This window comes from Bacillus sp. AR2-1 (assembly GCF_008368755.1).
GTDB classification, from domain to species: Bacteria; Bacillota; Bacilli; order Bacillales; family Bacillaceae_G; genus Bacillus_A; species Bacillus_A wiedmannii.
This window is the reverse complement of the sequence record NZ_QORY01000007.1, coordinates 431345-456045: the sequence shown is the minus strand read 5'-3', so window position 1 is coordinate 456045 and position 24701 is coordinate 431345. Positions and strand designations below refer to the sequence as shown.

27 protein-coding genes are annotated in these 24701 nt (G+C 36.7%); 16 read left to right on the top strand and 11 right to left on the bottom strand.

Annotation, left to right across the window (positions count from 1 at the left end; all coding sequences use genetic code 11):
• Positions 1 to 9: 9 nt before the first annotated feature.
• The 4 genes from DT250_RS09095 to DT250_RS09080 are packed head-to-tail and all read left to right on the top strand — an operon-like array spanning position 10 to position 3487.
• Entirely contained in the window at positions 10 to 891 is an 882-nt protein-coding gene (locus DT250_RS09095; protein WP_176551453.1) for an SGNH/GDSL hydrolase family protein, read from the top strand.
• Positions 888 to 1805, top strand: coding sequence for an ABC transporter ATP-binding protein (locus DT250_RS09090; RefSeq protein WP_088608211.1), 918 nt, complete (start codon positions 888 to 890; stop codon positions 1803 to 1805). Before DT250_RS09095 ends, DT250_RS09090 begins: the two co-directional genes overlap by 4 nt.
• Positions 1798 to 2790: an ABC transporter permease subunit gene (locus DT250_RS09085; RefSeq protein ID WP_149212962.1), complete on the top strand. Its 993-nt coding sequence runs from the start codon at positions 1798 to 1800 to the stop codon at positions 2788 to 2790. Before DT250_RS09090 ends, DT250_RS09085 begins: the two co-directional genes overlap by 8 nt.
• 19 nt (positions 2791 to 2809) lie before the next feature.
• Positions 2810 to 3487, top strand: coding sequence for a uracil-DNA glycosylase (locus DT250_RS09080; RefSeq protein ID WP_149212961.1), 678 nt, complete (start codon positions 2810 to 2812; stop codon positions 3485 to 3487).
• 41 nt (positions 3488 to 3528) lie between these two features.
• Here the strand turns inward: DT250_RS09080 and DT250_RS09075 are convergent, their stop codons facing one another.
• The 3 genes from DT250_RS09075 to DT250_RS09065 all read right to left on the bottom strand — a co-directional run bounded on the left by DT250_RS09075 (position 3529) and on the right by DT250_RS09065 (position 6418).
• Positions 3529 to 3822 (bottom strand): DUF3817 domain-containing protein, encoded by a 294-nt coding sequence (locus DT250_RS09075; RefSeq protein ID WP_000953389.1) that lies wholly within the window; start codon positions 3820 to 3822, stop codon positions 3529 to 3531.
• Between the two features lie 209 nt (positions 3823 to 4031).
• Positions 4032 to 4853, bottom strand: coding sequence for a Cof-type HAD-IIB family hydrolase (locus tag DT250_RS09070; protein ID WP_046955486.1), 822 nt, complete (start codon positions 4851 to 4853; stop codon positions 4032 to 4034).
• A 281-nt stretch (positions 4854 to 5134) separates the two neighbouring features.
• Positions 5135 to 6418 carry a purine/pyrimidine permease gene (locus DT250_RS09065; RefSeq protein ID WP_149212960.1) on the bottom strand — a complete coding sequence of 428 codons (1284 nt, stop codon included), beginning with the start codon at positions 6416 to 6418 and terminating at the stop codon, positions 5135 to 5137.
• A 95-nt stretch (positions 6419 to 6513) separates the two neighbouring features.
• Between DT250_RS09065 and DT250_RS09060 the strand changes: the two genes are divergently transcribed.
• The 3 genes from DT250_RS09060 to DT250_RS09050 all read left to right on the top strand — a co-directional run bounded on the left by DT250_RS09060 (position 6514) and on the right by DT250_RS09050 (position 8234).
• The gene (locus DT250_RS09060; protein WP_149212959.1) at positions 6514 to 7506 is read left to right on the top strand and encodes a potassium channel family protein; all 993 of its coding nucleotides are present in this window, start codon (positions 6514 to 6516) and stop codon (positions 7504 to 7506) included.
• A gap of 6 nt (positions 7507 to 7512) precedes the next feature.
• Complete coding sequence (locus DT250_RS09055; RefSeq protein ID WP_001167358.1) at positions 7513 to 7800, top strand: YwdI family protein; 288 nt, start codon at positions 7513 to 7515, stop codon at positions 7798 to 7800.
• A gap of 65 nt (positions 7801 to 7865) precedes the next feature.
• Positions 7866 to 8234, top strand: coding sequence for a DUF423 domain-containing protein (locus DT250_RS09050; protein ID WP_149212958.1), 369 nt, complete (start codon positions 7866 to 7868; stop codon positions 8232 to 8234).
• A gap of 31 nt (positions 8235 to 8265) precedes the next feature.
• Here DT250_RS09050 and gerQ read toward each other — a convergent pair whose 3' ends face one another.
• The 4 genes from gerQ to hemQ form a co-directional block, all read right to left on the bottom strand.
• The gene (gene gerQ, locus DT250_RS09045) at positions 8266 to 8694 is read right to left on the bottom strand and encodes a spore coat protein GerQ (protein ID WP_000068635.1); all 429 of its coding nucleotides are present in this window, start codon (positions 8692 to 8694) and stop codon (positions 8266 to 8268) included.
• Between the two features lie 27 nt (positions 8695 to 8721).
• Complete coding sequence (gene cwlJ / locus DT250_RS09040) at positions 8722 to 9144, bottom strand: cell wall hydrolase CwlJ (RefSeq protein ID WP_000538157.1); 423 nt, start codon at positions 9142 to 9144, stop codon at positions 8722 to 8724.
• Positions 9145 to 9317: 173 nt separating this feature from the next.
• Complete coding sequence (locus DT250_RS09035) at positions 9318 to 10595, bottom strand: serine hydrolase (protein WP_149213000.1); 1278 nt, start codon at positions 10593 to 10595, stop codon at positions 9318 to 9320.
• A 349-nt stretch (positions 10596 to 10944) separates the two neighbouring features.
• Positions 10945 to 11688, bottom strand: a complete 744-nt coding sequence (gene hemQ / locus DT250_RS09030; RefSeq protein WP_001287602.1) for a hydrogen peroxide-dependent heme synthase — start codon at positions 11686 to 11688, stop codon at positions 10945 to 10947.
• A gap of 279 nt (positions 11689 to 11967) precedes the next feature.
• Here hemQ and pta point away from each other — a divergent pair, with 279 nt between their 5' ends.
• A complete protein-coding gene (gene pta, locus DT250_RS09025; RefSeq protein ID WP_000067226.1) occupies positions 11968 to 12939 on the top strand; it encodes a phosphate acetyltransferase in 972 nt (323 codons plus the stop codon).
• Between the two features lie 48 nt (positions 12940 to 12987).
• On the opposite strand, the gene lipL is transcribed toward pta, so the two are convergent.
• Both lipL and DT250_RS09015 read right to left on the bottom strand, forming a co-directional pair.
• Positions 12988 to 13833, bottom strand: a complete 846-nt coding sequence (gene lipL / locus DT250_RS09020; RefSeq protein ID WP_149212957.1) for an octanoyl-[GcvH]:protein N-octanoyltransferase — start codon at positions 13831 to 13833, stop codon at positions 12988 to 12990.
• A gap of 129 nt (positions 13834 to 13962) precedes the next feature.
• Positions 13963 to 14673 (bottom strand): RsfA family transcriptional regulator, encoded by a 711-nt coding sequence (locus DT250_RS09015; protein WP_149212956.1) that lies wholly within the window; start codon positions 14671 to 14673, stop codon positions 13963 to 13965.
• A gap of 284 nt (positions 14674 to 14957) precedes the next feature.
• Here DT250_RS09015 and DT250_RS09010 point away from each other — a divergent pair, with 284 nt between their 5' ends.
• From DT250_RS09010 to DT250_RS08985, 6 genes are all read left to right on the top strand, one after another.
• A complete protein-coding gene (locus DT250_RS09010; protein WP_000526075.1) occupies positions 14958 to 15182 on the top strand; it encodes a YuzB family protein in 225 nt (74 codons plus the stop codon).
• 313 nt (positions 15183 to 15495) lie between these two features.
• A complete protein-coding gene (locus tag DT250_RS09005; RefSeq protein ID WP_000388283.1) occupies positions 15496 to 16551 on the top strand; it encodes a FecCD family ABC transporter permease in 1056 nt (351 codons plus the stop codon).
• Positions 16548 to 17564 carry a FecCD family ABC transporter permease gene (locus DT250_RS09000; protein ID WP_001260777.1) on the top strand — a complete coding sequence of 339 codons (1017 nt, stop codon included), beginning with the start codon at positions 16548 to 16550 and terminating at the stop codon, positions 17562 to 17564. The genes DT250_RS09005 and DT250_RS09000 overlap by 4 nt, the downstream gene beginning before the upstream one ends.
• Positions 17565 to 17579: 15 nt before the next feature.
• Complete coding sequence (locus tag DT250_RS08995) at positions 17580 to 18392, top strand: ABC transporter ATP-binding protein (RefSeq protein ID WP_000212064.1); 813 nt, start codon at positions 17580 to 17582, stop codon at positions 18390 to 18392.
• A 189-nt stretch (positions 18393 to 18581) separates the two neighbouring features.
• Complete coding sequence (locus tag DT250_RS08990) at positions 18582 to 19526, top strand: ABC transporter substrate-binding protein (RefSeq protein ID WP_149212955.1); 945 nt, start codon at positions 18582 to 18584, stop codon at positions 19524 to 19526.
• Between the two features lie 146 nt (positions 19527 to 19672).
• Positions 19673 to 20977, top strand: coding sequence for an HD domain-containing protein (locus DT250_RS08985; protein ID WP_000262747.1), 1305 nt, complete (start codon positions 19673 to 19675; stop codon positions 20975 to 20977).
• A gap of 39 nt (positions 20978 to 21016) precedes the next feature.
• On the opposite strand, the gene DT250_RS08980 is transcribed toward DT250_RS08985, so the two are convergent.
• Positions 21017 to 21202 (bottom strand): 2-hydroxymuconate tautomerase, encoded by a 186-nt coding sequence (locus DT250_RS08980; protein ID WP_001147171.1) that lies wholly within the window; start codon positions 21200 to 21202, stop codon positions 21017 to 21019.
• Between the two features lie 112 nt (positions 21203 to 21314).
• On the opposite strand from DT250_RS08980, the gene DT250_RS08975 reads away from it, so the two are divergent.
• Complete coding sequence (locus DT250_RS08975; RefSeq protein WP_000372469.1) at positions 21315 to 21989, top strand: site-2 protease family protein; 675 nt, start codon at positions 21315 to 21317, stop codon at positions 21987 to 21989.
• Positions 21990 to 22014: 25 nt separating this feature from the next.
• The gene (locus tag DT250_RS08970; protein WP_087983730.1) at positions 22015 to 22524 is read left to right on the top strand and encodes a YwhD family protein; all 510 of its coding nucleotides are present in this window, start codon (positions 22015 to 22017) and stop codon (positions 22522 to 22524) included.
• A 34-nt stretch (positions 22525 to 22558) separates the two neighbouring features.
• On the opposite strand, the gene DT250_RS08965 is transcribed toward DT250_RS08970, so the two are convergent.
• Positions 22559 to 24610 (bottom strand): transglycosylase domain-containing protein, encoded by a 2052-nt coding sequence (locus tag DT250_RS08965; protein ID WP_088065049.1) that lies wholly within the window; start codon positions 24608 to 24610, stop codon positions 22559 to 22561.
• Positions 24611 to 24701: the final 91 nt, after the last annotated feature.

Here is a 24701-nt window from a genome sequence, read left to right as displayed (position 1 = left end):
AGATAAGGTTTGAAAATCGCTTTTCAAAATTGCGTTTGGTATAATTATGGACAATCTATGAGGGCTAAAAGGGGTTTTGATATGAGATCAAAAGTAGTAAAAGTAATTCTACTCATTACAATTGCATCTTTCTGTTTATTTGCATATGGCTTTGTTTCAGGTGTAAATGATGTATTAAATCCGAAAGCTTCAAATTTAATTAAAAAGACCGATGTAGTGGCAAAAGAGAAAAAGAAAACGGGAACGTTACAAATCGTTAGTTTAGGTGATTCATTAACACGCGGTGTTGGTGATAAAGAAGGAATTGGCTATGTTGGACGGATGAAAGAAGATTTACAAAAAGATTATAAGCAAAAGGTTGCATTAACAAACTTAGCTGTTAGTGGTGCAAAAATGCCCGACCTATTAAAACAAATTGAGAGTAGTGGCGCTCAATATTCAATTAAGCAAGCAGATGTAATCGTTTTAACAATTGGAGGAAATGATTTATTTCCAGGGTGGGAATCGCTTGAAAAGATAGATTTAGAAACATACCGTCCTGATACAGCGACGTTCCAAAATGAAGCGAAGAAAATAATAGAAGAAATTCGTAAGTTAAATACAGATAGCCCTATTTTTTGGCTTGGTTTATACAATCCTTTTGAAGATGTAGAAGATTTAAAAGGTTCTTCAAACATCGTTGTAGACTGGAATGCATCTTTAGAAAAATTAGCGATAAATAATAAAAATGTGTATATTACACCGACATTTGATTTATTCCAAAACCGTGGGAAAGATTTATTATACTCCGACCATTTCCATCCGAATGAAATAGGATATACATATATGGCGGACCGATTAGTTCAAAATGTTGCGAGTAAATTAAAACTAGAACAAGGAGGGGTAAAATGACGACGATACTTTCCGTACGTGACGTGAAGAAGGTAATTGGAAAGAAGACAATTGTAGAGAATATTTCCTTCGATGTAAAACAAGGGGAAGTGTTCGGCTTCCTAGGGCCGAATGGTGCCGGAAAAACAACTACAATTCGAATGTTAGTTGGATTGATTAAAGAAACAGAAGGCACGATTTCTATCGGCGGTTATTCTATTAAGGAAAATTTCAGAGAAGCGATGCGTCAAATTGGGAGTATCGTTGAAAACCCAGAACTGTATACCTATTTAACGGGATGGGAAAATTTAAAACAATTTGCCCGTATGTTAGGTGGTATATCAGATGAACGTATTATTGAAATTGCTCAAATGGTTCATTTAGATGAAAGAATTCACGATAAGGTAAAAACATACTCACTCGGTATGAAACAGCGTCTTGGTATTGCGCAAGCGCTTCTTGGAAATCCAAAATTGCTCATATTAGATGAGCCAACAAATGGTTTAGACCCAGCTGGGATTAGAGAACTTAGGGAATTTATACATAAGCTTGTGAAAGAAGAAAATATGAGTGTGTTTATTTCAAGTCATTTGCTAAGTGAAGTGCAAATGATATGTGATCGCGTTGCTATTATTCATAAAGGAAAGATGATAACAGTTGCCAAGGTTGAAGAGTTAATTAAAACAGCAAGTGATCGTGTAGAATGGATTGTTACACCGATTTCTAAGGCGAAAAATATGCTAGAAGATGCTGAGGAAGTAAGAGAAGTGAGTATAGAAGGTGATCGATTACTATGCCGCATGAATATCGCATCTATAAGTAATTGGAATAAACATTTTGTAGAAAACGGGATAGATGTACATAGCGTTAAGGAGCTTGTATTTACGCTAGAAGATTTATTTATTGAACTCACAAGGGGTGAGCAGCATGCGTGAATTTGTGAATCTAGTCTTAAATGAATCGGAAAAAATTTATCGTAAGAAACGTATTTTTGTTGTCATGCTTATTTTAGCAATCTTGATCCCACTTTTCGTGTATGCGCAGTATCGTGAAGTAGAAACGACACAAAAAAGGCTCGGTACGACGGATTGGAAAGTTTCATTACAACAACAAATTGTTGATTCTCAAAACCGCTTGAACAATTCTAGACTACCAGAAGAATGGCGTGATTGGCTAAAGGTAAGAGTGGAGCAGCAACAATATTATTTAGATCATGATATTAACCCGATGGCACCGGGTGCACCCACTTTTGTAAGGTCGTTTATTGAGCAAGGAATTACATTGTTTATTCCGCTTCTCGTAATGATTGTCGCTATCGATATTGTTTCAGGAGAGCGAAGTGATGGAACGATGAAGATGCTACTTACACGGCCGATTCGGCGCTGGAAAATACTTCTTAGTAAGTACGTGACGATGTTATTTTTCATTTCACTCATACTGCTTCTTGTCGGTTTGTTTGCTTACATATTATCTGGGCTTGTATTTGGATACTCGGGATGGAATTTGCCTGTTTTAACTGGGTTTGTTATTGATAAGGAAACGTTAAATACGAATTTTGTACACCTTATTCCGCAGTGGCAATACGTCTTGATGGCGTATGGGTTAGCTTGGTTTGTTGCTATCGTTGTCGGAACTATATCATTTATGGTTTCTGTTTTAATTCGAAATACACCAGCCGGTATGGGCGTTATGTTAGCCGCATTAATCGCAGGTGGCATTTTAAGCTCGTTTGCAACATCTTGGGAGGGTGCGAAATATATTTTTAGTGTGAATTTATCATTAACAGACTATCTATCAGGAAAATTACCTGCATTACAAGGCTTATCGATGGGGTTCTCTTTAATGAATTTAACGGTTTGGGCAGTTATATCCCTTATTATTTCGTTTGTAGTATTTACAAAACAGGATATGGTGAATTAATTGGACGGGAAGTGAAAGCATGAAAAATGTTTTAAAAAATGATTGGGAGCCATTATTGGCACCAGAATTTGAGAAAGAATATTATCGTAAGCTGGCTGATTTTTTGAAAGAAGAGTACAGTGCACATGTTGTTTATCCAAGGATAGAAGAGATTTTTAGCGCTCTAGAGTATACAAGTTATGAAAATACAAAGGTCGTTATTTTAGGGCAAGATCCATATCATGGACCGGATCAAGCACATGGTTTAAGCTTTTCAGTACAGCCCGGCATTAAAACGCCACCGTCATTGCTAAATATGTATAAAGAACTTCGAGATGAATATGGTTATGAAATCCCGAATAACGGTTATTTAGTAAAGTGGGCAGAGCAAGGGGTTTTATTATTAAATACGGTATTAACAGTTCGACAAGGTGAAGCAAATTCTCATAAGGGAAAAGGTTGGGAGTATTTCACAGATCGTGTAATTGAGCTATTAAATGAACGTGAAAAACCGGTTATTTTCATATTGTGGGGACGTCATGCACAGGCGAAGAAAAAGTTAATTACGAATACGAAGCATCATATTATCGAGTCTGTACATCCGAGCCCATTATCGGCAAGACGTGGTTTCTTTGGTAGTAAGCCATACTCTAAAGTAAATACGATTTTAGCTAATATGGGCGAGAGAGAAATTGATTGGGAAATTCCAAATTTGTAAATAAAAAAGGTAGTTAACAGTCGTTAACTACCTTTTTGCTATTATTGTTGTTCGTTCTTTAATTTTGCATCTAGTACAAAAGTACCGAATGGGATAACTGATGAAACAAATGCCCCAAGTGCCCATGCAATTGATTTGCGGTGTACGATTGTTACTTGAATTACCGCAAAGATAAATAGAATAAATAAAACACCATGAGCCATACCTGTAATTTTAACGGCTGTTGCAAATCCTGCAAAATATTTTAATGGCATTGCTACAAATAATAGTAATAGGAAAGAAATCCCCTCAATTAAGCCGATTGCTCTTAATCGTCCGATTGGTGTAGATAACATGAAGTAGCCTCCTTTAATGTATGCTTGTATATAGTAAATTTGTATTCTTTTTCAAAATAAAATAGTCTATTTTGTTCCATTATATACAAAAAGAAAGTTTACACTACGAGAATAGTGCAAAGTTCAAAATATAGTCACAAAAGCATGAGAATTTAAATAAAAACCTATTTGAAGTGTTTGACTTCAAATAGGTTTTATGAGTGAAAATATTAAACAAGTGCTTCTCTTTTTAGTACGAACTTCTCTACAACTTTTGCAACGCCATCGTTCATATTTGTATCTGTTACGTAGTTTGCAATTTCTTTAATATCATCTGGTGCATTGCCCATTGCAACACCAAGACCGGCGAATTCGATCATTGCCTGATCGTTATAGCTATCGCCCATTGCGATAACTTCTTCGCGCTTAATGCCAAGTTTTTGAATCAGTTGGTTTAAGCTTGTTCCTTTTGTAACACCGGCTTCAGTAAATTCTAAGAAGAATGGTTTAGAACGCATAACACTTAATTGGCCTTCTAGTTGTTTTTGTAGTTTTGATTCTACCGTTTGTAAATGTTCTGGATTTTCTACCATTAACACTTTTACAACTGGTTGTTGTACAGATTCTTTCAGGTTATTTACTTCTACGATTGGCATACCCGTAATTTGACCTTCAATTTCTGTATAAGAGTTGTTTTTTTCAGTGATAATATCGTCACCAATGTATGTGTGAATCCATACATTTTCTTCTTTACTAATATCGTAAAGACTGTGAACGATTTCAGGGGATAATGTACTACTGAATAACTCTTCATCTGTTTTACAGTTAATAATTTTTGCACCATTAAATGAAAGAATAAAGCTACCGTACTCCTCTAATTGCAATTCTTTGGCGATTGCACGCATTGCGAATGTTGGACGTCCAGAAGCAAGTACAACTTTTACACCTTGCTCTTGTGCAGTCATTAGAGCCTCTTTCGTACGAGGTGAAATGGTATGGTCGTCACGTAATAAAGTATCATCTAAATCTAAAACAATCATTTTATAAGTCATATTGAAAATTCCTCTCTTTGTTGAAATAGAAATAAAGTTTTATGAAGATATTGGGGAATATATAGTAAGACATCGAACTTCTTTTTGTGAAGCTAGAAGAAGTTCTGTATTTTTAGTATAAATTACCACGAGCACGTTGCCCATGATAATTTATACTGCTAATGCCCGATCGGTGAGAGCTAATCATTAGTAAAGATGAATAGCTCTCATTGATTAAAGTTTAACTTTATCATTATCGTAACAACTCTAAAGATAGAGTGCAATAATGGAAGTTTTCCAATTTACGATGGTTGTTTTTCTGTAGAACGAGAAAATAGTATTTCGAGCAAAATTGCCATTACAGATCCAAGAACAAGACCGTTACTTAAAAACGATGCTAGAAACGGCGGGAGTGTAGAAAATGCTCCTGCTGGAACAAACATAACTCCGACTCCTGTAAAGATTGAAAGACCTGCTACTTTAAATAACCGTTCTTTATCTTGTACTGTTTCGTATTCGCGAAAGGCAAGGCCAATCATGCTTGCAAATACAGGGTAAATGGCAGCATATCCGACTGCGACAGGTATCGCCGCAAAGAATGAAGTAATCTTTGGGAATATACTAACGAAAATAATAAAGCTTGACCCTAACATAAATGGGAGTCGTTTATAAATATTAGTCGTTGCAATAAATCCTGCTGATCCAGAAATCGCGACAGGTCCAATAGCTGAAAAAAGGCCTCCTAGCAATTGATTTATTCCTGTTATAATACCGGCTTGTTTGAAACGATCTGGTGCTGCATTCTTTTCATACTTAGAGACAATCCTTTGCACAACGCGAATACTTGCTAACATATTTGTTAGAAGTAATAGTGTAACGAAAACTACCGTAATTGCCATGTTCCATTCAATACGAGGCATTCCGAAAACAAATAGAGACGGAAAACGGATTATATCTGTCACAGGCGTTACTGGATTTGATAATCCGAAGCATGCGAATAATATCCAGCCGCAGACGATACTGAAAAGAACGGAATATTGTCCAATAATAGGTAGCTTCATGATGAAAAAGGATAGTAAAATAACAATGAGTGAAAGAATAAATACGTCAGCTTGTACCTCTGTATGTTGTCCGTCAAGACCGAACATTCCCTTTAAGAAGGACCCGCTAAGTTGCGCGACGAGAAGAAATAAATATGTTCCAATTACTGTCGGTGTAAAATAGCGCACTAGTTTATCGATGAGTCCAAAAACACTAAGAATAATACAAATGATACCACTTAATAGGAAGGCGTACTGAAGTACTTTAAGCGTTTCGTTGCTGGATCCAAATAATACGATACCTAAACTTGCATAAAGAGAGAAAATGCCCCACCAAAGTCCTGCAGGACCTTCTTGAATAGGAAGTTTATGCCCAAATATAGCTTGCAGTAGGCCGGCAAAGCCAAGAACAAATAATGTTCTTTGTACGAATGCAATAGCTTCAGTGCCATCGAGACCATAATTAGTTGCGACGCTAATTGGTACAATAAGGCTCCCAGCTAAAATAAATAGCGCCCATTGTAAGGCGGAAAGAAATGTTTTCATTATATCAACCTCTTTCATAGATTCCGTATCTAGTATATATGTATTTCATTTCCACTGGCAAAGATTGTAGATAGAGAAAAGAGTTGAAACACGATATGAATGCACGGAAGCAATTATGGATAGCAGTTATATGTATGACCTTTGTTGTAATTCTAGGAACGTTAGGATTTATGGCGATTGAAGAGATTAGTTTGTTTCAAGCATTTTGGATGACGATGATTACTGTATTAACTGTTGGGTACGGAGATGCCGTTCCTGTAACACAGGCAGGAAAAGTTTTTGCGCTTCTTATCATACCGGTTGGAGTCGGTATTGTTACGTATGCAATTGGTGTAGTGGCAGCTATGATTATTGAAGGGAATTTATTTCATGCAGTACGGAGGAAGAAGATGGATAAACAAATAGCACAGTTACAAAATCATATTATCGTATGTGGTTGTGGTAGAGTGGGGCTTCAAGTTGTACATGAATTGCAAGAAAAGAAAATTCCATTTGTCGTCGTGGATAAAGATGAAAGTATATTAGAGAAGGAAAAACTTTTGTATGTACACGGAGATGCAACGGAAGATCAAGTGTTACATCATGCGGGAATTTTAAAGGCAGCCGGTTTAGTTGCTATCGTAGCAAATGATGCTGAAAATGTATTTATTACATTAACAGCAAGAGGGCTAAACGATGCAATTAAAATTGTGGCAAGGGCGGAAAAACCGGAAACTGAAGACAAATTAAAGCGTGCTGGGGCAAATAAGGTGATTAATCCATCTAGCATGGCAGGAATTCATATTGCAAAAGGTATTGCGAATCCGCTAACAGTTCATTATATTGATACAGTACTATATGGCGTGGAACAGTCATTTGTAATTGAAGAAATTGCAGTCGGCAAAGGTTCTATTTTAGCTAGTAAATCGTTACTAGAGAGTGATGTGAGAAATCAATTTGATGTAACAATTTTAGCGATTTTGAGAAATGGGGATGTTATACATAATCCAACAGGGCAGGAAAAACTACGAGAACATGATATGATAATAGTGTTTGGTTCAGTAGAGAAGCTAGGACAATTTGAGAAAGAACTACAAAGTAAGAGGTGACAAGGAATGCAAATATCGAGCGATAAGATTTTAAATAAAATGGCGAATGAAATTGCAAAGGCAAAAAGCAGTGAAGGGCAACAATCAAAAGCGCATTTATTAGTTGTGCGAGCGTTATGTGATTTATTATTAGATGAACAAGCTGAGCCTTCTATGTATAGAGAACCTGAGATTCCATCACAAGTAATTGGATCTCAGCCTATGACGACAGTTCAACCAGTTATGCCGGTTTCTGGAGAACCTGTTTATATAAAAGAAGAAGGCGCAAACGGTAATTCTTTATTTGATTTTTAGAAGATAAATCGTTTGGCTTATATGAAAAAATTGCTTATGATAAAGGTAAAAAAAGGGGAATTAAGATGAAAATTTTCTTTTTACTAGGTTGTATTGCGGCAGGGCTATCTGTTGCGTTAGGGGCTTTTGGAGCACACGGTTTAGAAAATAAAGTTTCTGCAAAAATGTTAGAAGTTTGGAAAACAGGCGTTACATATCAAATGTTTCATGCAGGTGGACTATTCGTAGTTGCTTTATTAATGGATAAAATTCAATCATCACTTTTAACTACTGCTGGCTGGCTTATGGTAGCTGGGATTATTATGTTTTCAGGTAGTTTGTATGCATTAAGTACGACAGGTATTAAGTTCTTTGGCCCAATTACACCTCTTGGTGGTGTAGCGTTTATCGTGGCATGGATCTTAGTCGGAACTGTAGTTGTAAAAGGCTTATAAAAAAACAAAAGCTGGCATATGCCAGCTTTTTTTATGGTCTTGGAGCATAAGTTGCTTGTTGACTAGGTAAATACATAATTTCTTCTGGGAATTCTACATAATCTAAGTAAATCATTAGTAGTAAAAAACGTTTCCCCGATTGCGGTTCACTAATAACGATGTGATCACGTCCAGCTGCCTCAATAATACCTGTATAAGATTGTGTACCGAGTGAACTACCACGCTCATAAGTCATTACTACGGTGGCTTGCTTGCCTTTGTTCAAGCGAAGAATATTTTCAATATACGACTGTTCTAATGGTAACATGCCTTGAGAGACGGCATATTGAGCTTGCGCAGCTTGTTGTTGCATCGCTTGCTGTTGTTGCTGTTGCTGTGGGGTCATTTGTTGCTGTTGTGCATAAGTTCCAGATGGTTGATAAAAACCTGTTCCATAATACGGGTTTTGTTGCTGTGCCATTCAAAAATCCCTCCTCGTTTTCATTCCTTAATATACGCTAGGGCAATCCCCGGCAGATGGTTGGAAGAAGCAGTGCTTTTTAAAACGTCCAGAGTTTTGTTGGTCATACCAAGTTGGTGGGCAAGGACCTTCAGGTCTAAAAAACCATAAGGCGAAATTTGCAGGCCAAAAACGTTGTCCTTGAATCGTTCGCCTTGCTAATGCGATATCTTGTTCTCTTGCACGCTGATAAAAATACCCTTTTTGCGTTGCCTCAAAACCGCCAGGATTTTGATAAACCATTTGACGTAAATTACGTATTTTTTTAAAATCTAAACAATTTCCGCGGACACGATTTACCCCTACGTTTCCGACCATTAACATTCCTTGTTGTCCTTCTCCTTCGGCTTCAGCACGCATCAGTCTAGCTAATAACTTTACATCTTCTTCGTTATAAGCAATAACACCCATTATGTGTCACCTCTCTTTTTGGAATACCTTGTGGAAAGAGGTTTATTTCTAGATGAAGTGTGTAACGATTACTAGTTCATACGTATGAGAAAAAGGACTCAGATATGACAACCAAACGAAGTTTTACATGGAGAGGAAAATAAAAAAAGCTAGCGTGAGCTAGCTTTCCATCATTAAAATACTTTAGACCATAAGTTTGAGAAAAAATCTCCAATAGAGCGCATTGTTAATACGAACCAATTTGCCTTTTCAACTTCTTCTGTCGTTTTTGCAGTAACTTTCATGTTTTTATTTCCATCTAAAAATCCGTATTTATCAGTTGGTTCTAGAACGATGGAACCTACCTTTGCATCCTTTTTAACAGGAGCGACTAAATGTCCATCTTCAGCAAGAGATTTATCTACTTCAGTCCCAATTTTATAAGGATCTTTGCTACCTTTTTTCGCAATTACTGTTATTTCTTTTTCCGGTGTAACAGTCACTTGATCTTCTTTCCCTTTTAATACAGGAATTGTATTATTTTTATCTATTTTTAATTTTTGTTTCTCAAAGTTATTAAATCCGTATTCGATTAATTCACGAGATTCTGTGAAACGCTCGTCCATTGATTTTGTTTTAATAATTACTGAAATGAGGCGTAAGTCACCACGTTTTGCTGTAATAGTGAATCCGTATCCAGCAGTATCAGAACTACCAGTTTTTAAACCATCTGTTCCTTCATAAGAGAAAGCGGCACCTGGTAACATCCAGTTCCAGTTTTCCATACGAATTGGTTTCGGATGATTATCTGGGAAGTTTCTAAATCTTTGTTTTGTATCCTCTAGCATTTCTGGATACTTTGTAATTATTGTTTTTGAAAGCATACCCATATCGCGAGCTGACATGGAATTTTCTCCGTTCGGATCCGTTCCCTCAGGGTGTTTTCCTTTTAAGTCAGCGTTATTTAACCCAGTAGCGTTTACAAATTTATATTTCTTTAACCCTAGTTTTTTTGCATGTTCATTTGCAAGATTCAAGAAGTTCTTCTCACTTCCTGCAAGAAGTTCTGCTAAGGCAATACTAGATCCGTTTGCAGAGAAGATAACGATAGAATGATATAATTCTCTTACAGTATATTGACGTCCCTTTTCAAATGGAACGTTAGAGAATTCATTATTACGTGAAACTTCATAAGCATAATCAGAAATGTTTACCTTTGTATCCCAAGTAATTTTTCCTTCTTTAATTGCTTCTAATACGGCATAAACAACAATTAATTTTGACATACTAGCAATAGCTAGTAATTCATCTGGACTTTGTTCATGCAGTATTTTTCCTGTATCTGCATCAAATAGAAGTGCAGCGGCCGCTTCAATGTGTATTTTTTCTTCCGCATGGGATGTTGTTACTCCTAAGGAAGAAATTGACAATAAAAGCGCTAGTAAAATAGATAAGATTTTCTTCATATAGATTATCACCTTCGCATCGTTATTAGCATGTAGCTCGTACCATTTTAGCATAAATTTGGATATAGAAAGGTTACAATTTTGTAAGGAAATTGAAAAGAATTGTCGATTTTTGTTCAAATTTGCAGAGAAAAGAAGTTTTTTGAGGAGAAATATAGAGGGTAATAAAAAAAGGAACGAAATTCGTTCCTTTTTTACGATTTGCCCCGCTATTTGCCGGGCAGTAAGATCCCCACCTAAAAATTAAGCGAAAGCAAAGAAGTTAGATGGGCGATCAACTGCTTGTAAAAGCCCGATTGGTGAAGGCTAATAATTAGTGGGGATGAACAAAACCCCCACTGATTAAAGTTTCACTCTATATGTGTAAAAACTTCTCTACCTTTTCGTCTGGTAAAATGTTTCCAACGAAAAATGTTCCGAATTCACCATAACGAGCACTTACTTCATCGAAGCGCATTTCATATATAAGTTTTTTAAATTGAAGAACATCGTCAGCGAATAATGTTACGCCCCACTCAAAGTCGTCGAATCCAACTGATCCTGAAATAACTTGGCGTACTTTACCTGCGTACTGGCGACCGATTTTACTATGACTGTACATCATTTTTTTACGTTCTTCCATAGGAAGCATGTACCAGTTGTCATCACCTTGGCGACGCTTATCCATTGGGTAGAAGCAAATGTGATTTGCTTTTGGTAGTTCTGGATATAAGCGAGCTAAGATTTGTGGGTTTTGATATGGATCTTCATCAGCTGGAAGGTAGTTGCTTAGTTCAACAACAGATACGTAAGAGTATGCAGGAACCATATATTCAGCTAATGTTGTTTTATTCAATTCTGTCTCAATTTCATTTAACTCTTCCATTGTTGGACGTAAAATCATAAGCATAATATCAGCTTTTTGGCCAACAACAGTATACATTGCATGACTACCTTTTTTCGCGGTAGATACTTCGTTCCATTTTTCAACGACATTTAAAAATTCAGACACAGCTTGTCCGCGTTCGTCGCTAGATAATGTTTTCCAGGCAGCCCAATCAATAGAACGTAAATCATGTAAACAATACCAGCCATCTAACGTTGTTGTTGCTTCACTCATTCTATTCACCTCAGTTAATGATAGTTTTACACGTTAACTATAGCATATATAGTTTTAAAATCATCTATATAAAACCTTAGCGCATAAAATTGTCACATTTAAATTTACTTGAAAATAGGAGAAGATAAGGCTTAAAGGGGATTTATTTCTAGGCTGAATTTTATGAAAATATAATCATTTTAATTTTATCTATTTTTTGGGAGCTATAAGTTTAAAATATAGAGGAAAAGCAGTATTCTTAAAGATAGAGTTTTTTAACATATGTAGGAGGGTTTATTCGTGAGCAACTTATTTACAACAGTAAAAGAAAAAGTTCAAGGAAAAGGCATTTCTATCGTACTTCCTGAAGGAACTGATGAAAGAATTTTAGGCGCTGCAGAGCGTTTAGCAAAAGAAGAGTTAGTACAACCAATTTTAGTTGGTAATAAAGAAGAAATTAGCGCAAAAGCTGCTAGCATGAATTTAACATTAGCAGGCGTTGATATTTATGACCCAGCTACATACGAAGAAATGGATGCAATGGTAGCATCTTTCGTTGAACGCCGTAAAGGTAAAGCAACTGAAGAAGACGCTCGCAAAATCCTTAAAGACGAAAACTACTTCGGTACAATGCTTGTATACATGGGTAAAGCACACGGTTTAGTAAGTGGTGCAGCTCACTCTACAGCTGATACAGTTCGTCCAGCACTTCAAATCATTAAAACAAAACCAGGCGTTACAAAAACTTCTGGCGTATTTATCATGGTACGTGAAGAAGAGAAATATGTATTCGCTGATTGTGCAATTAACATTGCACCAAACAGCCAAGATTTAGCTGAAATTGGTATCGAGAGTGCGAAAACTGCTGAACTATTCGGTATTGATCCACGCGTTGCTATGTTAAGCTTCTCTACAAAAGGTTCTGCGAAATCTCCAGAAACAGAAAAAGTTGTAGAAGCAACTCGTATTGCAAAAGAAATGGCTCCTGAATTAACTTTAGATGGAGAATTCCAATTCGATGCTGCATTCGTACCGTCTGTAGCTGAGAAAAAAGCTCCAGGTTCTACAATTAAAGGTGATGCTAACGTATTTGTATTCCCAAGCTTAGAAGCTGGTAATATTGGCTACAAAATCGCTCAACGTTTAGGTAACTTCGAAGCAGTAGGACCAATCTTACAAGGTTTAAATATGCCTGTAAATGATCTATCTCGCGGATGTAACGAAGAAGAAGTGTACAAGTTAGCTTTAATTACAGCAGCTCAAGCACTTTAATTCTATAATGAATCGAAATAAAGACCGTCGCTATTATAGCGACGGTCTTTATTTTTCTAAGCCAAGTGCTTTATTGTTACGATCAATAATACGTTGTAAATTCGTCTCATATAAAGGTATTTCATCTATTGTTAATTGAGATGGTGTTAACTTTGGAGCGAATTGCTGCAGTGTTTTTAAAAGGCGCATCATTAAATCTTGTACTGTAATAGTTTCGCCAAGTAATTCTGAAAGTGAAGCCATCGTACTCGGTATAATTTCAGGATACGTAAAGCGTGTTTCTTCTCCTTGAATGGCTAGGTTGTAGAAATCACGAACGAGTGCGGCACGCTCAGAGCCACTTCCTGTAGCGCAGAGATAAATTTGGACAGCGACACCACCGCGAATACGGCGCTGTGAAATGCCAGCAAATTTTTGATTGCAAATACTTAAGTCATAGCTACCAGGACAGTAAGAACCAACAATTTCTTTTGCCTCGATTGTAACATCGTAATCGTTTAACATTTCCTTAATTAAATGCCACATTGTATCGTATCCAAGATCAATATCGATACCTTTTTCTGTCTCTTGGAATAAAAGTGATACGTTTAAAACACCTTCATCAAGTACGACTGCAAGTCCACCGGAATTACGAACGATAACATTGAAGTTGTTTTCTTGTAAAAAGGAAATACCTTCTTCCAAGTGTGGTAGGCGTGAATCTTGAATGCCAAGAACAATTGTATTGTGATGAACCCAAGAACGCATTGTTGCAGCTGATTGACCATTTCCAATGCTTGTGCACAGTGTGTCATCCATTGCAAATGACTGCAATGCATGGAATGTTGGTCCCAAACTAGACTGATCTACAATACGCCACTCTGGCTGAGATAAAATGGAACGGGAATTGCTCATATAACTAACCCCTTATCTTTAAAATGACAATCTCTATTATAGCAAAAAATGAAGAAGGGGGTTTTCTCGCATATAAAGGGAAAGTTTAAAGATGAAAGACTAAAAAAGGATGCATTACATGCATCCTTTCTATTCTGCAATTTTTTCTAAATTACCGTTTCGATCCATTCGGAAAGATGTTTGAGAACGTTCTTCGTCATCCATGACTGCCAACTTACGAGCTCGGTTCATAATATTCATAAGTGTTTCGTAATCTTCTTGTACAGTATGAGATTGTTTTTCTAATTTTTCTAGTTTCTTTTCTAGTTCTTCATTTCGAAGGATTTGTGCTCTAATCTCTTGTTTCAATCTCGTATTCTCGTTTTCAAGAGCTGTCACTTTTATATTTGAAGATCCGACTGTTTGTAAAAAATAAATAACATCTTGCATTGTCATAGAGCTTTTTGTAGCAGGAACGGTAGTTTCTTTATATGGAATAGCTTCTTTATATGGAATAGCTTCTTTATATTGTACAATTGATTCCTCTTGTACGAATTCTTCATAATCAGTTATCGAATCTGAAGCTGGTGGTGTATAAAGTAAACGTTTTTTCGCTTGTTCACCGCTTGCAGCGCGCATTTTATCTTTACGATGTTTTTTTGCTAGTTGAAGAGCTTGTTCATAACTATAGCGAACAACAGCATTCCAACGGAAACCACAGGCAGCAGATGTACGATTTAATTGATCACCCACTTCTTCAAATGCATTTAATTGAGTACTTCCTTCTCGAACGTGACGAAGTACAGTTTCAGCAAGTAATAAATCATCCTCATCCGTCCAAGCATCTTGTCTTACTTTCATAGATTCAACTCCCTTTCTTTTTATGAACTTCCTATTTTTATAATGGGCAAAAAAATGAGCTTTTATACAAAGCTTTTAAAAATATGGTAGATTTCGATGAAAGGTATAAATTTTGCCAAGAATGACGTAAGCTTCTGTAGGAGAACATATAAATATGTAGCATTATATGAAGAAAGAGCTTTAAAGGGAAACTTGCAACGAGCTTCAAAGAGCGGTAAAATACCATTTAGTGTTTATTTTTAAATGTACTTGAGAAAAGTTTAAAATAGAGGAAGTGTTATATAATGGGGAACGAATTTCGTGTGTGTGATGATTGTCAGGCAACGAACGTTAAAACGTTGATTCCAAAGTTAAAAAAAGTAGATTCATGTGCAACGATTGAAGTTGCATGTCAGTCTTACTGTGGTCCTGGTCGTAAAAAATCATTCGCATTTGTAAATAATCGTCCAGTCGCGGCTCCAACAGAAGATGAATTAATTGTAAAAATTGAAGCAAAGTTAAATAAGTAAGAAAAAGAAGAGTGAACAGATTACTCTTCTTTTTTTATGCCCATACGAGGAATGAGTTATTCTACGAAAATACAATTGAGTAGATTAACATTCAATGAAGGAGGGGGCATCATCTATTCATTCGAATTTCAATTTATATAAATTTATATTTCAAAATAATGGTTGACAGTCTTTTGAAGCGATAGGTAGAATAGAAAGTGTCTGATTCTGATAATCATTATCAAGAAAAGGTCAATTAACCTAATTTTTTATTACTATTTGAGAATAAATTTCATTTCATTAAATATATGTTGTTGGTTAGGATGGTTGAGGTATGGAAGCGAGCGCAAGGAGTATAGAACAGCAAGATGTGAATGTTAAAGAGATTAAGAGCAGGCCGCTCGTTGCTTCTATTATTTTAGTAGCAGGTACAGTTTTGTTAGCTTTAAGCATGGCAGTTTCTATTTCGTTTGGTGCTGCAGATATTAGTTTAAAGACTGTATGGCAAGCTGTGTTTCAGTTTGACGGTTCTATTACGCATCATAACGTAATTCAAGAACTTCGCATGCCTAGAGCAATAGGGGGCGTAGTTGCAGGTGCCTTTTTAGCAGTATCAGGGGCAATTATGCAAGGTATGACGCGAAATCCACTTGCTTCACCATCGTTAATGGGAATTACAGATGGAGCTGTATTTGGAATTGCAATTATGTATGCATTCTTCCCTAATTCACCTTATTTAATGTTCGTTATCGCATCTTTTATTGGTGCTGCGTTTGGAGCGAGCATTGTATATGGAATTGGGTCTTCTTCACCAGGTGGATTAACACCTGTGAAGTTAGCTTTAGCGGGTGCAGCAATTAGTGCGTTATTAGGGGCCATTTCATCTGGAATTGCGCTATATTTCAACCTTGCCCAAGAGGTGAGTATGTGGAATGCAGGCGGAGTTGCGGGAGTGAAATGGGAAAGTATTAATATGTTAGTACCAATTGGCCTTGTTTGTCTCTTTATTGCAATTATGATGTCGAGGTATATTACAATTTTAAGCTTCGGTGAAGAAATTGCGATTGGACTTGGTCAAAATACGACATTAATTAAATTTATCGGAACAGTACTTGTTCTTGTGTTAACAGGTTCTGCGGTTTCTATGGCAGGATCGGTTGGATTTGTTGGTCTTGTAATCCCGCACATGACTCGTTTCCTTGTAGGCTCAGACTATAGATGGGTTATTCCATGTTCTGCGGTCTTAGGTGGGCTGTTAATTGAATGTGCAGATATGTTATCTCGCGTTATTAATCCGCCGTTTGAAACGCCAATTGGAGCAATTACAGCGCTAATTGGGGTTCCATTCTTCCTCTACTTAGCACGTAACGAAGGGAGAGGGAAAATGTGAGGACAAGTGTCTTAACAAAAAAGAACGTTTCTGTTTTAACAATCTTAGTAGGATTAATCGTTACTGTATTTTTAGTAAGTTTAAATACAGGGACATTTAAAATACCGCCAATGGACGTATTAAAGTCATTGGTTGGACTTGGGGCTGAAGATCAGTCTGTTATTTTATTTGAATTCCGTATGCCGCGTATGGTCATTGCTATATTAGTTGGATCTGCTTTAGCGATGTCAGGTGCGATTTTGCAAGGGTTATCACGTAATCCACTTGCTGATCCAGGTATTATTGGTATTAACGCTGGAGCGGGGTTAACAGTCGTTATCTTCGTTTACTTTTTCTTCGGGAAAGTTGGAACTGGTACATTTTTATCTGTATTTATCCTTCCTTTCTTTGCGTTAGTTGGTGCGATATTAGCAGCGGTTATTATTTATTTACTAGCATGGAAAGACGGCGTTTCATCAACGAGATTAATACTTGTCGGTATCGCTGTTGCAGCCGGGTTTGGTGCTGTCAGTTTAATTTTTTCTATGAAGATGACATCTAACGATTTCCGTTTTGCTACGATTTGGTTAGCAGGAAGTCTATGGGGCACAGATTGGAAATTCGTACTAAGTGTCCTTCCATGGATGGTTATTTTCTTGCCACTTGCTATTAGTAAGGCTCACATATTAAACGTAATGAACCTAGGCGACTCCACAGCAGTTGGCCTTGGTGTAAATGTAGAAAAAGAAAGACGTAAATTATTATTTATTGCAGTTTGTTTAGCTGGTGCATCTGTCGCTGTTGCCGGAGGAATTGGTTTTATCGGTTTAATGGCTCCGCATTTAGCTAGGCGCCTTGTTGGTGGTAAACATCAAATTATGCTGCCTACCGCTGCACTAATAGGGACGTTTTTACTCTTATTCGCAGACGTAATTTCAAGAAGTGTGTTAACAACTTCAGAAATACCGGTCGGTCTTGTTATTTCTGTAATTGGTGCACCATATTTCATATACTTACTTATGAGGACAAAATAAAGGGAGGCTTTTTGTATGGCAACTTTAGCAGTTGATGCGGTATCTGTTGGCTATAATGAAGGGTTAATTATTGATGGATTAACAGTTGAAATTCCGGAAGGGAAAATTACAACAATTATTGGACCAAATGGTTGTGGGAAGTCCACATTATTAAAAACAGCTTCTCGTATTTTGAAGGCGAAAAAAGGTACTGTTTATCTTGACGGAAAAGCAATCGAGAAACAGCCAACGAAAGAAATCGCAAAGAAAATGGCGATTTTACCACAGACTGCAGAAGTGCCAACTGGCCTTACTGTGTTTGAACTTGTTTCATATGGACGTTTTCCTCATCAAAAAGGATTTGGAACGTTGAAAGAAGAGGATTATCGTTACATTCATTGGGCACTTGAAGTGACGGGAATGACAGAATTCGCAAATCGTCCAGCAGAGGCGTTATCAGGCGGGCAACGTCAACGCGTATGGATTGCGATGGCTCTTGCACAAGGGACAGAATTACTCGTATTAGATGAACCGACAACGTACTTAGATATGGCTCATCAATTAGAAGTATTAAACTTATTGAAAAAGTTAAACGAAGAAGAAGGTAGAACGATTGTTATGGTTATCCATGACTTAAACCATGCTTCTCGTTTCTCAGATCATATGATTGCATTAAAAGCAGGTAAGTTAATGAAGCAAGGAACGCCAGACGAAGTGATGACGAGTGAAACACTTCGCAGTGTATTTGAGATTGAAGCTCAAATCGTTCCGTGTCCAGTAAACTGTAAACCAATTTGTTTAACATATGATTTAGCGATGATTAGTAATCAATTGCGTAAAAAAGCATAAGTAGATCCCCCTCGTAAAGAGGGGGGCTTCTAATGGACGTTGAGCTTCTTATTAGTAAATAGGAAGTTGAACACCCGTTAGAACGGGGCATAAGCAACAATTAATCAATATATATTTATTAATTGTTAATCTTGTTTCTTATAGTTCACTGTAACTTATAAGAGAAATACAGCTAGAAGGAGTGGGAACATGAAGAATTTTAAAATGGCGTTATTAGCAATGGTATTAGTCGTTACTTCTGTACTATTTGCAGCTTGTTCTAACAAAGAAGAGAAGAAAGCAGATGCGAAGGATGCGAAGACTGAAGAGCGCACTGTACAACACGCAAAAGGGGAAATTAAAATTCCTGCAAATCCAAAGAAAATTGCTGACCTTAGTGGTTCAACAGAAGAATTATTAATCTTTGGTATGAAACCAATTATTACTGCTAATACATCTCAAGAAAAGATTGATGCACATATTGAAAAGAAATTAAAAGACGTAAAACCAGTTGGTTCTGCTTGGGGCGATAAAATTAACATCGAAGCAGTAGCTGCTGCAAAACCAGACTTAATTCTTGTAAACAATCGTCAAGAAAAGATTTATGATCAATTATCTAAAATTGCACCAACAGTTATGTTAAAAACTCCATTAGACCAATGGCGTCCGAAATTCGAAGAAGTAGGTCAAATCTTCGGTAAAGAGAAAGAAACGAAAGAATGGTTCAAACAGTATGATGAAAAAGCAAGCAAATTACATGACAAAATCGTTGCGAAAACTGGCGATGCTAAATTTATGAAAATGGCTGCATATCCAAATGCTTTCCGCGTATACGGTGAATACGGTTACGGTAGCGTAATCTTTAATGATTTAAAATTACCAGCAGTTAAAGGTACACCAACGGATAAACCACTAGTACAAGTACAAAAAGAAGCTTTAATCGATTACAACCCGGATTACTTATTCGTATTTACAACTGGTGACGGTTCTCAACGTCTAAAAGAATTCCAAGAAGAATCAATTTGGAAAAACATGAACGCTGTTAAAAACAACCACGTATTTACAATTAAAAACGAAGACGTAAACAAAGGTTACTTCCCACTAGGTAAAGAAATGATCTTAGATGAAGTTGCTGAATTCGTTTTAGGGAAATAATGTATAAACAGAAATCACTTTTACTTTGGTAAAAGTGATTTTTTCTTTATATAAGGGCAATTAATATAGTCTTTCATTTCTTTCTGTTTCCTATTTCGTTTATAATATATAGTAAGAATGCAGTAAAGAAAGGGGGATGTCGGAAGGTGGTATATTTAAACGACAAACTCAGCGAAACAAAAGTGTTTAAAGACCCGGTACATAAATATGTGCACGTGCGCGATCGTGTTATTTGGGATTTAATCGGAACGAAAGAATTTCAACGCTTGCGCCGTATTAAGCAGCTTGGAACGACATTTTTTACATTTCACGGTGCAGAGCATAGTCGCTTTACTCATTCGTTAGGTGTATATGAAATTATTCGTCGTATGATTGATGATGTGTTTGATGGCAGACCAAACTGGAATGCTGAAGATAGATTGTTATGTTTATGTGCGTCATTACTTCATGATGTCGGTCACGGCCCGTTTTCTCACTCGTTTGAAAAAGTATTTTCATTAGATCATGAGAAATTTACGCAAAAGATTATCGTTGGAGATACGGAAATTAATCGCATATTAAGTCGTGTGGATAAAGACTTTCCGCAAAAGGTAGCCGATGTAATCGCCAAAACATCTACGAATAAATTAGCGATTAGCATGATTTCCAGTCAAATTGATGCAGATCGTATGGACTATTTATTAAGAGATGCGTATTTCACTGGCGTAAAGTATGGAAACTTTGATATGGAACGTATACTACGTGTCATGCGTCCATATGGGAATCAAGTAGTCATTAAAAATAGTGGTATGCATGCTGTTGAGCATTATATTATGAGTCGTTATCAAATGTATTGGCAAGTATATTTCCATCCGGTAACGCGCAGTGCCGAAGTTATTTTAACGAAGATTTTACACCGTGCAAAATCATTGCATGAGAAGTATTATACATTTAAAAATCATCCGGTTCATTTCTATTCTTTATTTGAAGAAGAAGTTACAGTAGAGGATTATTTAAAGTTAGACGAGAACGTTATGTATTATTACTTCCAAGTATGGCAAGACGAAGAAGATCCAATTTTAAGTGATTTATGCCGTCGTTTTATGAATCGAAACCTATTTAAATATGTAGAGTTTACAGATAAGCACGGTTTAGATAATTGGATGGAATTAAGTAGCTTATTTAAAAAAATTGGACTTGATCCAGAATACTATTTAGTAGTTGATTCAACGTCAGACTTACCGTATGACTTTTACCGTGCTGGTGAAGAAGAAGAACGTCTGCCAATCTTACTTCTTATGCCAAATGGAGAGCTTAGAGAGCTTTCGCGTGAATCGGATATTGTTGAGGCAATTACTGGTAAGAAGAGAAGGGATCAAAAACTATTCTATCCGCATGATTTAATCTATGAAGATGGAAGAAAAGGAAAATATAAAGAGAGAATCATCGAATTACTAGAAGGAAAAAAATAAGAAGCAGCTAAGAGCTGCTTCTTATGAAAGAACTTGAAATTATTTGTCGCTTAAGCGTTTTCCGCCAACTGCATAATGGTTTTTAGACATTTCTTCGATGAAAACAACGATGTTTTCTTCAGGAGCACCAGTTGTTTCGCTTACTGCTGCTGTTACTTTCTCAGCAAGAGCTTTCTTTTGTTCCTCTGTGCGTCCTTCTAGCATTTTCACTGTTACGTATGGCATATATAATCGCTCCTTTTATGTAAGTTACACTCTTATTATAGCGGATTATGGGGAAGAACAATCGAAAAAACAAATAATTTCTTTTTTTGACATATTGAAGAGGAGATGAATCATGGATCAGTTATTTAGATACCCATTGCAACAAATTCCGTTGGTAGCAATGGCCATTATTATTGCGTTATCAGTGCATGAATTTGCGCATGCATATGTTGCATATAAATTTGGAGACGATACAGCAAAGAAGCAAGGCCGTTTAACATTATCACCGATGGCGCACTTAGATCCTATTGGGATGATCGCTGTATTAATTCTTGGTTTTGGTTGGGCAAGACCTGTTCCTGTTAACCCATATAACTTTAAAAGGCCGCGTCTTGCAGGGATATTAGTTTCAATTGCAGGCCCAATTAGTAACTTAATTTTAAGTGCAATTGGTTTAATTATTTGGTATAGCCTATTAACATTTGGTGTATTAGATTCAATTCCATTTGCAGTAGCAGATACATTGGCTCAATTCTTCCGAATTTTTATTATGCTTAATATCGTATTACTTGTATTTAACTTATTGCCAATTCCGCCACTTGATGGGTATCGAGTTGTGGAAGATCTAGCACCAACAAATATTCGTGCGAAAATGACACAGTATGAAAAGTATGGAGCAATAGCGTTATTAATTCTTGTTATTACACCGCTTAGCAATTATACAATTCAACCTATTTTTAATGTTGTCATTCCATATGTATTTGTATTTTTAGACAGTATCATTGCGCCTATTTTTGGCCTTTTATAATCATTAAGTGAGGAGGAGTTTACATATGACAGAGAAAAAGAAAAAAATCGGTTTTAATATCGTGAAAAATGATTCAACAGATGGACATGGTGGTTTTGGTGTTGGAGCATTAAGTCTAGAAAACATTTCACCTGTATTTGTCGATGTACTAGAGAAAACAGCATTTGTTGATATCGGTGCAATGCATGCACGTAGTACAGTCGAAAAAGGTATTAAGTTTTTAACAAATAAAGATGAAGTTCCAAACGGAAAACCATTTTGGCTTGTGTGGGTAACGATTGAAAGAACGGCGACAGGTGCTTATTATGCAGGTGTAACAGCTTGTGAAATGACAGTTGACCGTGAAATTCGCCGCGGATATAAATCACTTCCAGAGCACGTAAACAAAATGGATAAATCAATGAAGCGTTACATTATGGTTGACCATATGGATGAATCATCTAAAAAAGTACTTGGTACATTCTTGAAAGAACATAATGAAGCGATTTGGAACGAATCTAGTGAAGAATTGCGCCGTGCATTATTAAGTGAATAAAAAATAGCTGACGGATGCCCGTCAGCTATTTTTTTTACCAAGGAAGATATTTTTTCCACCAACTTGTTTTCTTCTTTTCTTCAGTTGTCTTTTCAAATTCCTCTTTGTCATCGACATGATCCATACAATATTCAGTTGGTTCTGTACCTTTTGCGAAATACATTTTAACTGAAATGGGACAATTTTTTGTAGCGATTTTTCCGTTTTCAGGGTTAATATCGACTGCAACGACGTCACTTGGTTGTTTAAACTCTTTTTGAGGTTGTCCATCTAAGCCTTTTTCCATCGTATCGGTCCATATTTTTTTCGCATATCCTTGTTCTGCTACGTTTGAAATCGATTTAGGTTGATCGTATCCAACCCATACACCCGTTACGATTTGCGGGGTAAATCCAATCATCCAACTATCTGTTTCAGTAGAACCGGATTTTCCGGCATATGTTCTTGATAGTTTAGATAACATCGATTGACCAGTTACAGCAGCATAGCTGCTCAGTTTTTTATTAAACATGCCCGTCATCATTTCTTCCATTACAAACGCTTTGCTTTTATCGAGAACTTGTTTACTCTCCAAATGAGCATCGTATAGCATGTTTCCTTCCTGGTCCATAATGCGGCGAATAAACATCGGTTTTACTTCTTTTCCGCCGTTTGCGAACATGCTATAAGCGTTAACCATTTCAATTGGTTTTACAGGAGATGTACCGAGAGCGAGAGACGGAACATCTTTTAATGCGGTAGTAATACCGAATTGCTTCGCTGTTTTTGTAAGAATGTCTTCGCCTAAAAATAAATTGGTCTTCACGGCATATACGTTATCAGAGACTGCAAGAGCTTGCGCCATTGTTACAAAATCGTCTGCATAATAGTCTTTATAGTTTTTCGGTTTATACTTTGAAACACCGTCACCTAAAGTGAACACAGTGTATTCGCTTTTTAAGCGCGTAGCAGGGGTGAATCCTCGTTCTAATGCCGCGTAATACAGGAATGGCTTAAACGTAGATCCAGGCTGTCGAGCGGCCTGTGTAGCCCTGTTAAATTGACTCGTATTATAATCAGTTCCACCAACAAGGGCAGCTACTTCACCTGTTTTTGGATTCATAGAGACGAGCGCAGTTTGTATGTTTGTTGTGTCAGGTATGTGATCTTTTACAGCTTGCTCTGCAACAGATTGTAATTTAGGGTCTAGTGTTGTATAAATACGCAGGCCACCCTTTTGTAAGGCTTGTTCATCTAATCCGATATCACGAAGAAGAGAAGCTTGTACAGCATCTTGGAAATAAGGTGCAATCTCTGCCACTTTTTTTGTATCTAATGAGGCAAAAGTTAGTGGCTCTTTTTTTGCTGACGTTGCTTGTTTCTTCGTAATGTAACCTTGTTCTACCATTTCGTCTAATATGAGAGATTGTCGTCCTTTCGCACGATCCTCTTTTAAAAAGGGAGAGTAGACACTAGGTCCTTTCGGGATACCTGCGAGCATACTAGCTTCCGCTAGTGTTAATTCTTTTGCTGTTTTATCGAAATATAGACGAGACGCAGCTTCGATTCCGTAAGCACCATGCCCGTAATAAATTGTATTTAAATATCCTTCTAAAATATGATTTTTATTATAGTTCACTTCAAGGCGAATTGTGTACATCGCTTCTAATAGTTTACGTTTCCACGTTTTATCATGATCTAAGTATAGGTTACGAGCATACTGTTGTGTAATCGTACTAGCACCTTGGACCTTTGCCATCGCTTTTAAATCGGCAACAATAGCACCAGCAATACGTTTCATATCAAAGCCATGATGTTTGTAAAATCGTTGATCTTCGATAGAAAGTGTCGCCTCTTTTACATAAGGAGAAATTTCATTGAGAGATACATTGTAACGTTTTTGCATTTCATTACTTTGTCCGATAACAGTGTCATCATTAGCGTAAAAGACACTTGTTTGTGGGACAGCAACAGGAGGAGGTCCCATAATTTTTGCAACTATAATAATAACAAAAAAGGAAAAAACAAAAAAAAGAACAGAAGAAAACATTACGGTGAAGAAAAGACGTTTATATTTTTTAAGTTTCGGATTCATAGTTTGATCCATCTTTTTCAGCCCCTCAATACTAATACAAACATTATTGTATTAGTATTGAGGGTTTTCGGTTATTTTAAACAATGAAATTTCGAAAACAAAA

Excerpts from the sequence above, each read along its gene's own strand:
- DT250_RS08980 (WP_001147171.1), bottom strand. The coding sequence starts at position 21,202 with ATGCCATACGTAACAGTGAAAATGCTAGAAGGACGCACAGAGGAACAA.
- DT250_RS09005 (WP_000388283.1), top strand. The coding sequence starts at position 15,496 with ATGGAAGCGAGCGCAAGGAGTATAGAACAGCAAGATGTGAATGTTAAA.
- DT250_RS09090 (WP_088608211.1), top strand. The coding sequence starts at position 888 with ATGACGACGATACTTTCCGTACGTGACGTGAAGAAGGTAATTGGAAAG.
- gerQ (WP_000068635.1), bottom strand. The coding sequence starts at position 8,694 with ATGGCACAGCAACAAAACCCGTATTATGGAACAGGTTTTTATCAACCA.
- DT250_RS09085 (WP_149212962.1), top strand. The coding sequence starts at position 1,798 with ATGCGTGAATTTGTGAATCTAGTCTTAAATGAATCGGAAAAAATTTAT.
- DT250_RS09075 (WP_000953389.1), bottom strand. The coding sequence starts at position 3,822 with ATGTTATCTACACCAATCGGACGATTAAGAGCAATCGGCTTAATTGAG.
- DT250_RS08975 (WP_000372469.1), top strand. The coding sequence starts at position 21,315 with ATGGATCAGTTATTTAGATACCCATTGCAACAAATTCCGTTGGTAGCA.
- DT250_RS09055 (WP_001167358.1), top strand. The coding sequence starts at position 7,513 with ATGCAAATATCGAGCGATAAGATTTTAAATAAAATGGCGAATGAAATT.
- lipL (WP_149212957.1), bottom strand. The coding sequence starts at position 13,833 with ATGAGCAATTCCCGTTCCATTTTATCTCAGCCAGAGTGGCGTATTGTA.
- hemQ (WP_001287602.1), bottom strand. The coding sequence starts at position 11,688 with ATGAGTGAAGCAACAACAACGTTAGATGGCTGGTATTGTTTACATGAT.
- DT250_RS08990 (WP_149212955.1), top strand. The coding sequence starts at position 18,582 with ATGAAGAATTTTAAAATGGCGTTATTAGCAATGGTATTAGTCGTTACT.
- DT250_RS09080 (WP_149212961.1), top strand. The coding sequence starts at position 2,810 with ATGAAAAATGTTTTAAAAAATGATTGGGAGCCATTATTGGCACCAGAA.
- DT250_RS09015 (WP_149212956.1), bottom strand. The coding sequence starts at position 14,673 with ATGAAAGTAAGACAAGATGCTTGGACGGATGAGGATGATTTATTACTT.
- cwlJ (WP_000538157.1), bottom strand. The coding sequence starts at position 9,144 with ATGGGTGTTATTGCTTATAACGAAGAAGATGTAAAGTTATTAGCTAGA.
- DT250_RS08995 (WP_000212064.1), top strand. The coding sequence starts at position 17,580 with ATGGCAACTTTAGCAGTTGATGCGGTATCTGTTGGCTATAATGAAGGG.
- DT250_RS08970 (WP_087983730.1), top strand. The coding sequence starts at position 22,015 with ATGACAGAGAAAAAGAAAAAAATCGGTTTTAATATCGTGAAAAATGAT.
- DT250_RS09065 (WP_149212960.1), bottom strand. The coding sequence starts at position 6,418 with ATGAAAACATTTCTTTCCGCCTTACAATGGGCGCTATTTATTTTAGCT.
- DT250_RS09060 (WP_149212959.1), top strand. The coding sequence starts at position 6,514 with ATGAATGCACGGAAGCAATTATGGATAGCAGTTATATGTATGACCTTT.
- DT250_RS09050 (WP_149212958.1), top strand. The coding sequence starts at position 7,866 with ATGAAAATTTTCTTTTTACTAGGTTGTATTGCGGCAGGGCTATCTGTT.
- DT250_RS09070 (WP_046955486.1), bottom strand. The coding sequence starts at position 4,853 with ATGACTTATAAAATGATTGTTTTAGATTTAGATGATACTTTATTACGT.
- DT250_RS09010 (WP_000526075.1), top strand. The coding sequence starts at position 14,958 with ATGGGGAACGAATTTCGTGTGTGTGATGATTGTCAGGCAACGAACGTT.
- DT250_RS08965 (WP_088065049.1), bottom strand. The coding sequence starts at position 24,610 with ATGGATCAAACTATGAATCCGAAACTTAAAAAATATAAACGTCTTTTC.